We start from the raw sequence: 10,065 nt of genomic DNA, 5'->3' as shown, positions 1-10,065 counted from the left end.
TGAGGATCAGAAAGCTTGTTTGAATCGATGTATTTCATCCGCAGATTATGCACGAATGCTAAGAAATCCGGAGTGCAAATATTAACCAAAAAGAAGATCGTTTTTTGATTTATGAAAGAGATCTAATTTAATTCTCACTGAATTCATACATATACCTACGGATTAAATCTCTTTGCATACATAAACGCTTAAAATGTCTTGAATTAAGTTTTATTTTTTGAGGCTAAGGTAGAAAAGAATCATTAAAATGAATCTAATGTAAGCAGCTCTAGTGCAACTAAATATGGTTAAAAATATAACTATATTTATTATTTTTAAAACATGTATACGCTATACCTCTATGATGTTTCTACATACTAAGGTGTTTGAGATACTGTATTTTAAATTGTGTAATTGAAGATACGCTAACTAAGAAAAATACCATGTCTACAGAGCATTTATTTTAACTTTAAGCTGTATATTGTCTTGCTCAAATAGCAGGGTGTTTTTACACTGTTTCGGGTTTGTACTCGAACAACATTTGATGGATATCGGTGTTTTAATCTTTTGCGTGCGATATAAACTCGCCCATTTTTTATGCTTGACGAATTTTAATAAGGAAATACTTTGTCTACGTTTAAATCGAATGAATCAACATCTGAATTTGAATTAAGTGATGATGAAATGCATTTATACAGCCGTCAAATATTACTTGATGGATGGGACATCGATGCACAAGAGAAGCTAAAACTTGCCAATGTACTCATCGTAGGGTGTGGTGGAATTGGGTGTACCACAGCCGAATTATTGGCACGTGCAGGCGTCGGACAAATTACTTTAATCGATGCAGATCGAATTGAAATCAGTAATTTACAACGACAAATCGCGTATACCAAAAATGACGTAGGTTTTTATAAATCGGAAATTTTGGCTAAACGCTTACAAGCGATTAACCCGCATATCCGAGTGCAAAGCTATACCACAAAATTAGATGAAAGCAACGCAAAGGCGTTGATTTCACAACAAGATTTGGTTCTCGACGGTTGTGATAATTTCAGTACACGGTATTTGGTTAACACAAGCTGTGTGGAAAATAATGTGGCGCTGATTAGTGCTTCAGCGATCGGCTTTCAAGGGCAGTTATTTATGGTTGAAGCCGATGCTGCCTGTTATGAATGTTTATTTCCAAAAGAACAGCATGCCAATGAAAGTTTGCGCTGTGCAGACTCAGGTGTACTTGCAACTACACCAAATGTTATGGCAAGTTTGCAAGCTCATCATGCTTTGCTTTATTTGGGTTTAGGAAAGACAGTATTGAAACAAAAACTTTTGTTGTGGGATGGTCTGTCAATGAAACAAAAAATTCTCGCTTTTGAAATAGATCCCGATTGTCCAATCTGTCAGGCAAGATAAAGCAGCAAGCCCTTATTTTTTTGCTACACTCACGTTAATTATTTTTTTCTAAGACATTATGAAAAACAATATCTGGTTAGATGGAATTCGCTCGGTTGCCCGAATGGGTGAGACCGCAGTCGTTGCGGCAAAAGCCGGCTTTAAATTTGCAACTGAAAAACCAAGTAACGCAAAACTCATGCGTGAAACTTTTGAATCACTGGGTTCAACCTATATTAAATTGGGTCAATTTATTGCCAGTACACCTTCTTTATTTCCACGTGAATATGTCGAAGAGTTTCAAGGTTGTTTAGATCAGACACCTTCATTGCCGTTTAGTTATGTGCAGCAGGTATTGGCTTCAGAATTTGCTGGCCGTAATTTAGATGAAATATTTGCTTCAATTGATGAAAAGCCTTTGGCTTCTGCATCGATTGCACAGGTGCATGCCGCTAAATTGGTCAGTGGTGAAAATGTTGTTATTAAGGTGCAAAAACCGGGTGTCGAGACGATTCTCTATACAGATTTAAACGTCTTACATTGGGCTACTAAACTGGTCGAAAAAGCTGTACCCAAAGTCAAATTTGCTTCACTTGCAGATATCGTTGAAGAAATTAAAGTTCGCATGGTACGTGAGGTGGACTTTATTGAAGAAGCTCAAAATCTTGACGACTTTGTGAATTATCTGAACGTAACTCAAAACAAAGCCGCAACAGCACCAAAGGTTTATCACCAATATTCAACACGTCGTGTCTTAACCATGGAACGTTTATACGGCGTGCCATTGACCGATTTTGACGTGGTCAAGAAAGTCGCTAAAGATCCATCGCAAGTTTTGGTGACAGCGATGAATACATGGTTTGGCAGCTTGATGTTATGTAACAGTTTCCATGCAGACTTACATGCAGGCAACCTGATGCTGCTAGAAGATGGTCGAGTAGGCTTCATCGATTTTGGTATCGTGGGTCAGTTGAAACCTGAAGTGTGGACAGCATGTATTGCGTTTATGGATGCCCTACAAAAAACTGACTACAACTTGATGGCTGAAAACATGCTGAAAATGGGCATGACGGCTGTCAAAATTGACACACAAGTCTTAGCTGCCGATTTAGAGCGTTTATTTAGCGGTGTGCTTTTGGCTGATCCACAGGAATTATTAACCTCAAATCCTGCCGATTTGAATGACATCATGATGGATATGGTACAAGTCGGAGAGCGTCATGGTATTCGCTTCCCACGTGACTTCGCTTTATTATTCAAACAAATGTTGTACTTTGACCGCTTTATGCGCATCCTTGCGCCATATACTGATATTTATGCAGACCAGCGTATTCAAATGGTGCAGACTATGGACCCTAATTTATTGTTGAAGCAATAATTTAGCCGCAAGATATAAATAAAATCCTCCTTCTTTAACAGGAGGATTTTATCGATGTTTAAGATTTTAATTTGAGTGTAAGAATGGACGCAATTATCATTGAAGGTTTGAAAGTTGAGACCGTCATCGGCTGTTTCAATTGGGAGCGTCAGATTATTCAGCCTTTGATGCTCGACCTCAATATTCAAACCAGTTTAGCGCAGGCGGCTCAGTCAGATGAGCTTGAAGATACCTTGAATTATGCTGAAATTTGCGAAATATCAGCCAAAGTCATTCAAACTGCTCAACCTAAATTGATCGAACATGCAGCAAAACTGGTGATTGATGCACTTTTCGCTACCTATGACAGCATTGAATCTATTATGATTACCATCCGGAAGCCTGCCATTATCGCGCAAGCCAATTCTGTAGGAATTCGTCTTGAACGCCACCGAAACGATTTTCGCCCTAGCTCTGGCGAGTAATTTCAATCCAAAACCGCATTTTCAACTGGCTTTACGTCAAATTCAGGCTTTGGGTCATGCTGAATTTTCCAAAATTTATGTGATTCCTTGTCGTGATGGCATTGGGGCGGATTATTGGAATGCAGCCTGTTTGGTGAAAAGCAGTTTATCTGTAGATGAAATCAGCGCCTTACTGAAAAAAATGGAAGCAGACTCAGGTCGTGTTCGTCCGTCTCATAATATCGCTTTGGATCTGGATCTGATCGCGTGGGGCGAAAGCTTAGCGCACATGCAATTTAATCCGAAAAAACTGCCTTTAGCACTCGATGTTAAAATTCCAATGTTCGATATATGGAAAAATAAGATGTTTGAACATCCAGCACATCAATTTCCTATGGTGAGTTGTCAAAAAGTTTTAGTGGATTGAGTGAATGAAACGCAATGCTTTCAAAACTCATGACGTATATTTCAAATGTCCCTAAATATCCCAAGTAGACAATAACAAAAATATTCAAATCCTGTCATGGTATGCGCTAGCGTATAGGCTGTCTCAGGATTACATTATCTTTTTAGCTTCAAAATAATGATATGAACTGGACGGATCTGATTCAGCACTATGGCTATATTGCGATTTTTATTGGCACATTGTTTGAAGGAGAAACAGTGCTGATGATTGGCGCCTATGCCGTACATCAACACATACTTCATTTTCCAATGTTGATTGCAGTGGCGATGTTGGGCAGTTTTATTGGCGATCAGTTTTATTATCAAATGGGCGCTCGCTATGGGCAAAAACTTATCCAGTCGAATGCAGAATTTGCACAAAAATTCGATCGTGCGAGCCAGTTTATTGAATGTTATCCTATTTTGACCATTTTATTTATGCGCTTTGCTTGGGGTTTTAGAACTATTTTACCTATTGCAGTCGGTGTGCGTGCTTATCCTGTTTGGAAATATGTGCTGATTAATCTAGTTGCCTGTTTTATTTGGGCGATGTTGGTCGCAACGATTGGCTTCCAAATCAGTCATTATTTACATCTATTTTGGGCGAAAATGCTGCCTTATCATCAAGATATTTACATCGTTATTGCCGTTATTTTATGTATCGTATTCTTCCGTGTGCTCTATACGGTGTTGAAGTGGTGGCGTAAGCATCATCAACATTGATAAAGTGAAAGTGGTTGATCTGATAAAGTCGTCAAAACATAATTAAAAGATTTAAAGGGATATTTAGTGAGAGCAATATGGGCTTAGGTTATGGTGCGGGTGCGGGAGGTTTCCTTATTATTTGCTTTGCGATTTTGGTGCTATTTATTGTCATTGCGATTTGGTTGAGTTGGAATAATTGGTATAAAAAGCAAAAAAATCGACCATATAAAGTAAATGCGGCACTTAAAATTGGCTTATCTGGCGTATTGTTTTTCCCTTTATTTGTTGCAGTAACGCTTGGATTGTTCGTGATTTCAGATCTTATTTCTGACTATGCAGAGTTGCAGCATCAAAAGAAAATTCATATACAGTTGCAGGAACCTTTAAACTTTGGAGAGGTTGTACTGCCTGAAGGCACGTGGATTAACCGATCATTTGAAACCGATTATACTCTGGAACAGATGACTGATATTCGTCAAGGTTTGACATCGGCTCGTTTTCCACAGCCGATTCAAATAGCTGGATTTGATGTTATTGCATTTGAGCTGCATCGCCATTTATTGCTTGAGTTGGCACATGATCAAACCGTTATGATGAATAACCAAAAGGAAATTTGTCCGGCAGGATGGCTGCTTGAGTTAGGTGGAGCAGGTTATCCGTCCACTGCACAACGTTATAGTTTGAATTTTGATTGGTTTACACCAAGTCGATGGCAGCCTATAAACTGTTTTGATGGCGAAGGAATTATTGTATTAAAGTCAAAAGATTTCTCATAAAAAAGCCTGCATCATTGCAGGCTTTTTTTTCACTATTTATAGAACTTAGCGACAATCATTAGAAAAGCATTAAATGTAATAACTGGTTTTGGTCATCAGCTTTGAAATACCAGTCATGGCAATACGAACTGGAACAGGAAGGTCTACACCACCTGCATTGAGTGCTGTATCACGGTGATGCAGCTCATCTTCATTCATTTGCACTAAAATTTTACGTGAACGTTCGTCTTGTTCAGGAAGTTGGCGGATGTGATCTTCTAAATGCAGGCTCACTTGGCGCTCAGTTTCAGCGACAAAACCTAAGCTGTATTTATCACCGGCAATACCTGCCAATGCACCCATCCCAAAAGAAAGGCCGTACCAAACAGGGTTGAGCAGACTAGTATGGCTGTCTAATTCTTTTAAGCGGTCTTCACACCAAGCCAAATGATCTTGTTCTTCAATCGCAGCGTGTTCCATTTCACGGCGGACATTTGGCAGTTTAGCGGTGAGTGCTTGGCCATGATAAAGCGCTTGGGCACAAACTTCACCACTATGGTTGACACGCATTAGACCCGCCACATGACGTGCTTCACTGACTGCAAGTTGAGTCTTTTCAGCAACAGACGGATTTTCACGATGTGCAGCCGTTGCTCCGGGAACTAAACTACGTAAGGCCTGATCAAATGAGTGAATAAGTTTGTCGACACCTGTAAATTGACGCATGGATTAATCCTCCAGAGAGACTTGCGTAGTTTGAAGCAAAGGTTTGATGCGTAATAGCAGCCAAATACAAAAAATTGCACTGAGCACTGCGGTTATACAAAAAAGTATTTTAATATCAATCTTTAAAACACTCAGAATGATAATTGAAAATATAGCAGAAGATACCATAAATACCGCATTTAAAATGTTGTTTGCGGCAACGACTCGCGCACGATGTGAGCGTGGGGAGTAAGCTTGCATCATTGCATAGAGTGGAACGATGTAAAATCCGCCACTAATGCCCAATAAAGTCACGGCAATCATGACATGGTAATAGCCCCAACCTTGATGAAAAACTTCTGAAAGGGTAATAAGTGGGCCAGTTTGAGTAGGGACGAGGGTCAAACTAAAGGCTAAATACAGTGCAAATACCGTTAAACCTACAGCACCGATGGGAACCATCTTAATATTGACTTGAGTGCCGCCCAATTTACGACAAAGTAATGAACCCACGCCTACACCGACAGAGAAAAAAGTCAATAGCAAGCTAACGACATTTTCAGAGGCATGTAGGTTTTGCTGGGTCATTTGTGGAATTTGAGTGAGGTAGGTAGCACCATAAAACCAATACCACGAGTTCCCCAATAAAATGGTAAAAATCAGCGGCAAACTTTTGGCATATTTCATCGTTTGGTAACTGGTACGAAAAAAGTTCCAATCGATTTTTAAATCAGGTGTTGTGACATTTTGCTTAAGAATAAAACGACTGGTGATATAACCTAAAATGGCGATGGTCATTACCGTCAGGCTGATCCACATTAAATTGCCTTGAGATGAAGCAATCACTGCACCGCCCAAAATCATCCCGAATAAAATTGCCATGGATGTTGCCGATTGGAAGAGCGCATTGCCTGACATCAGCTCATTGGGCTTTAAAATTTCAGGCAAAATTGCATATTTGATTGGACCAAAAAATGTCGAATGGGTCCCCATCAAAAATAAAGCCAGCAACAATAACCATAAATGACCGGTCAGAAAGCCAATACTGCCGATGATCATGATGATAATTTCTAAAATTTTGATGCCACGGACAAGTTGTGAACGTTCAAACTTATCTGCGATCTGTCCCGCTGTCGCTGAAAAAATAAAGTAGGGTAAAATAAACAATAAAGCAGCTAGATTGTTTAGCGTGCTGATGGGTAATGCCTGTTGTTGGATTAATCCATAGGTGATGACCAACAATAAAGCCTGTTTATACACATTGTCATTGAGCGCCCCAAAAAATTGGGTCAAAAACATAGGCAGGAAGCGGCGTGTACCTAGCAGATGTTCGTTGTTATTCATAAGTGTCTTGCTACATTAAGTTTTATTAAGAAATGTGAGTGATTGGTAAAATCTCTAAAAAATCATGTAATATGTTTTTTGAGTTTGGAGATGGCGAAAAACCAATAGATATAAGATCTTTAGCTCTATATCTGGTTGACTAAGTCCATTACATAATGAAATTTGTTAGAGTTTGCTATGCCTGCAAAAATCAAGTTTAAAAAAACATTGCTTCATCACAGTATAGCTCACTGCATACGACAGCATCATAGCAATAAAAGTCTATATATGAGCATCTTTTTGACCTTGTGTGCTCAGCATAGTTTCGCCCAAACTCCCGCAGAAACGGTTGCAACATCTGCAGATACAAAAGCAGAGATTGTTACTGAAATCAAGGATGAGGCTGTAAAGCAAGGGCTATCGACGCCTGAAGCAATTGAAAAAATTGAAAATATAAATGAACCAGAAGAATCTGTTGATAGCATGAAAATGCTGCAAGAACAGCAGCAAGCAGGAACACAACTACAAGAATTTAAACCCATTGAGTTTGAAGATTTAGAAAACTTACCCGTGACACCTGTTGATCAAAACATGGCGAATGAAATCTTCCAAGTTGCTGAAGAAGCCAAACGTCAAGCACAGGAGTACCGTGCAATAAAGCAAACAGAAATTGCTGTTGCGGATATTACCCAAAAAGAGTTAACGGAAATTAACCAAGCGCCAGTCAATATTGATCAGCTCATGGGTGAAATTCGTTCGGATAATGAAATTACCGCGACACGAAATGAAAATGCCAATACTCTGCAAGAGCTGCATAACCCAACAGTTGAGGATGATGCAGAGCCAGGTATTTTCAAGCGCTTATTATATAAAGTACGTCCGCCACGTCAGATGAATACGGCAAAAGTGCCACGAATTAGTGCGGATGTTGAAATTACCTCAGCACATAACACCAGTCAAACGTCGAGTAAGGCCTACGGTGCGGCACTGGAAGATCTCAAAGCCAATATTAAAGGTAAGCTTTCAGGTTTTACTCAAGAATCCTTTAGTGATTTTCCATCGGCTTTGCCTCAATTACGTAGCTTGTCCAATCAAGCCGCGCAAGCCGTGGGTTTCTATCAATCTGAATTCAAATTTGAAAAAGTGTCTGACAGCAAAGTTCGTGTATTGGTTACACCAAATACGCCTGTGCAAATTGAAAAACAGAATGTTGAATTTTCTGGGGCTGGGGCGAACCAAGCTCAGTTTCAGGTGATTGGTGTATTACCAGATCAGGAAGACGGTGACATTCTTAATCATGGTAAATACGAAACGACGAAACGCCGAATTAATGATGCAGCAACTAATAACGGTTATTTCGACTCGTACTGGCGTTTGCACGATGTAAGAGTGGCTCAACCACAAAATACAGCCGATATCAATTTGCGATTTGAAACGGGTGAGCGTTATAAGCTTGGCGCAGTTGAATTTAGAATGAGCGATTCGAATGCAGAATTTCCATTGGATCGCGATATTTTAGAAAGTTTGGTGACGTGGAAAGACGGTGCTGACTATACTTTCTGGCGTGTGAATGGTTTGGCTAATAACTTGACCAACTCTCGCTATTTTAACTACACCTTGGTTGATTCAATTCGACCAGACCCGATTGAAAAGCCACTTGAATTGCCCCCGGATATTCAAACCTTGGTCGATCAAAATCAGTTGTCAGAAAGTTCACAAGTAGTGAAAGACAAAACGGAAGTGATGTCGAATAAAGAAGTGACGCAAAAAGTGGTTAATGAAGACCAATTTGCGGGGGTGAATGATGTAGAGCAATCCTCTAAATTACGCAGTTTGCAAGATACGCAAGATGCTAAACAAGCAGAACAAGAACGTTTAAAAGCGCAAGCACGTGAAGATAAAAAAGTCCCTGTGATCGTGACACTGAATGCAGACAAGCTGAATAGTGCAGAAATTGGTGCTGGTTTTGGTACCGACACCGGTACACGTGTTCGTGGCCAGTATCGTCGTGCCATTGTAAACAAACGTGGTCATTCTTTTGACGCCAACATGGAAGTATCCAAAATCCGTCAATCGATTGATGGTCGCTATAACATTCCATATAACCATCCATTAAATGACTATGTCAGCTTGGTCGGTGGTTATGAGCGTGAAGAACGTGACGATGTCGGTCAAGGCGTTAATCTTTCCATTGAATCTGCTGTAGCTGGGGTTGACCGGATTATTAAAAACCCACGTGGTAATTGGCAGCATACTTTTGGTTTACGTTACCGTTTAGACCGTGTTACTGATGACGGACTTAATCCTAGTGATGACATTCCAGATGCATTCTTGGTGAATACCAACAATGAACAACAGTCCTTGATGTTTGGCTATGAAATTTCTCGAACCGACTCTGATAAACGTGTGAATCCAAGTAAAGGGATAAAGCAAACCTATAAAGTTGAAGTCGGAAGTGAAAGCTTACTTTCGGATGTTGATATGGCTATCTTGAATGCGGGCTGGCGCTTTATTTATTCATTGGGTGAAAATGATAATCACCAGTTCGTGGGGCGCAGTGATTTAGGTTATATTCTGACAGAGAACTTTGATAAAGTTCCTTATAACTTACGCTACTTTACCGGTGGTGACCAAACCATTCGTGGCTTTGACTATAAGAGTTTAGCTGCCGAAAAAAATGGCTATAAAATTGGTGGTCAAGTCTTGGCAACGGGTTCATTAGAATATAACTACCAATTTAAAGAAGGCTGGCGTGCTGCGGTCTTTAGTGACTTTGGTAATGCGTACGATAAAGACTTCAATACACCGACTGCATATAGCGCAGGTGTGGGGATACGTTGGGCTTCTCCAATTGGCCCAATTCGTTTAGATGTCGCTACCGGACTTTCTGACGACAGCAAACCAATTCGTTTACATTTCTTTATTGGTTCACAATTATAAT

The 10,065-nt window shown here is 39.9% G+C and carries 9 protein-coding genes; 7 read left to right on the top strand and 2 right to left on the bottom strand.

Annotated elements, in window-relative coordinates; genetic code table 11:
• Positions 1–663 precede the first annotated feature (663 nt).
• The 6 genes from FTV11_RS12670 (at position 664) to FTV11_RS12645 (ending at position 5,117) form a co-directional block, all read left to right on the top strand.
• Positions 664–1,392, top strand: coding sequence for a HesA/MoeB/ThiF family protein (locus tag FTV11_RS12670; protein ID WP_180027057.1), 729 nt, complete (start codon positions 664–666; stop codon positions 1,390–1,392).
• Between the two features lie 58 nt (positions 1,393–1,450).
• On the top strand, positions 1,451–2,749 hold the full coding sequence (locus FTV11_RS12665) for an AarF/ABC1/UbiB kinase family protein (protein ID WP_180027033.1): 1,299 nt from the start codon (positions 1,451–1,453) through the stop codon (positions 2,747–2,749).
• Positions 2,750–2,832: 83 nt separating this feature from the next.
• Entirely contained in the window at positions 2,833–3,213 is a 381-nt protein-coding gene (gene folB, locus FTV11_RS12660; protein WP_078188558.1) for a dihydroneopterin aldolase, read from the top strand.
• The gene (locus tag FTV11_RS12655) at positions 3,170–3,619 is read left to right on the top strand and encodes a 2-amino-4-hydroxy-6-hydroxymethyldihydropteridine diphosphokinase (RefSeq protein WP_180007921.1); all 450 of its coding nucleotides are present in this window, start codon (positions 3,170–3,172) and stop codon (positions 3,617–3,619) included. The genes folB and FTV11_RS12655 overlap by 44 nt, the downstream gene beginning before the upstream one ends.
• 161 nt (positions 3,620–3,780) lie before the next feature.
• Positions 3,781–4,359, top strand: a complete 579-nt coding sequence (locus FTV11_RS12650) for a DedA family protein (protein WP_257223250.1) — start codon at positions 3,781–3,783, stop codon at positions 4,357–4,359.
• A 77-nt stretch (positions 4,360–4,436) separates the two neighbouring features.
• Positions 4,437–5,117, top strand: a complete 681-nt coding sequence (locus FTV11_RS12645; protein WP_180010355.1) for a hypothetical protein — start codon at positions 4,437–4,439, stop codon at positions 5,115–5,117.
• Between the two features lie 69 nt (positions 5,118–5,186).
• On the opposite strand, the gene coq7 is transcribed toward FTV11_RS12645, so the two are convergent.
• Both coq7 and FTV11_RS12635 read right to left on the bottom strand, forming a co-directional pair.
• A complete protein-coding gene (gene coq7, locus FTV11_RS12640) occupies positions 5,187–5,822 on the bottom strand; it encodes a 2-polyprenyl-3-methyl-6-methoxy-1,4-benzoquinone monooxygenase (RefSeq protein WP_180004953.1) in 636 nt (211 codons plus the stop codon).
• 3 nt (positions 5,823–5,825) lie between these two features.
• Positions 5,826–7,145: an MFS transporter gene (locus FTV11_RS12635; protein WP_078188554.1), complete on the bottom strand. Its 1,320-nt coding sequence runs from the start codon at positions 7,143–7,145 to the stop codon at positions 5,826–5,828.
• Positions 7,146–7,322: 177 nt separating this feature from the next.
• On the opposite strand from FTV11_RS12635, the gene FTV11_RS12630 reads away from it, so the two are divergent.
• On the top strand, positions 7,323–10,064 hold the full coding sequence (locus FTV11_RS12630; protein WP_180074104.1) for an autotransporter assembly complex family protein: 2,742 nt from the start codon (positions 7,323–7,325) through the stop codon (positions 10,062–10,064).
• Position 10,065 lies beyond the last annotated feature (1 nt).

The organism is Acinetobacter sp. YH12231 (assembly GCF_013417755.1).
GTDB classification, from domain to species: domain Bacteria; phylum Pseudomonadota; class Gammaproteobacteria; order Pseudomonadales; family Moraxellaceae; genus Acinetobacter; species Acinetobacter amyesii.
This window is presented reverse-complemented; position numbering and strand designations above follow the sequence as displayed.

Bases quoted from the DNA above. Each gene is read 5' to 3' on its own strand.
- FTV11_RS12645 (WP_180010355.1), top strand. From the start codon at position 4,437: ATGGGCTTAGGTTATGGTGCGGGTGCGGGAGGTTTCCTTATTATTTGC.
- FTV11_RS12635 (WP_078188554.1), bottom strand. From the start codon at position 7,145: ATGAATAACAACGAACATCTGCTAGGTACACGCCGCTTCCTGCCTATG.
- FTV11_RS12665 (WP_180027033.1), top strand. From the start codon at position 1,451: ATGAAAAACAATATCTGGTTAGATGGAATTCGCTCGGTTGCCCGAATG.
- FTV11_RS12630 (WP_180074104.1), top strand. From the start codon at position 7,323: ATGCCTGCAAAAATCAAGTTTAAAAAAACATTGCTTCATCACAGTATA.
- coq7 (WP_180004953.1), bottom strand. From the start codon at position 5,822: ATGCGTCAATTTACAGGTGTCGACAAACTTATTCACTCATTTGATCAG.
- FTV11_RS12670 (WP_180027057.1), top strand. From the start codon at position 664: ATGCATTTATACAGCCGTCAAATATTACTTGATGGATGGGACATCGAT.
- FTV11_RS12650 (WP_257223250.1), top strand. From the start codon at position 3,781: ATGAACTGGACGGATCTGATTCAGCACTATGGCTATATTGCGATTTTT.
- folB (WP_078188558.1), top strand. From the start codon at position 2,833: ATGGACGCAATTATCATTGAAGGTTTGAAAGTTGAGACCGTCATCGGC.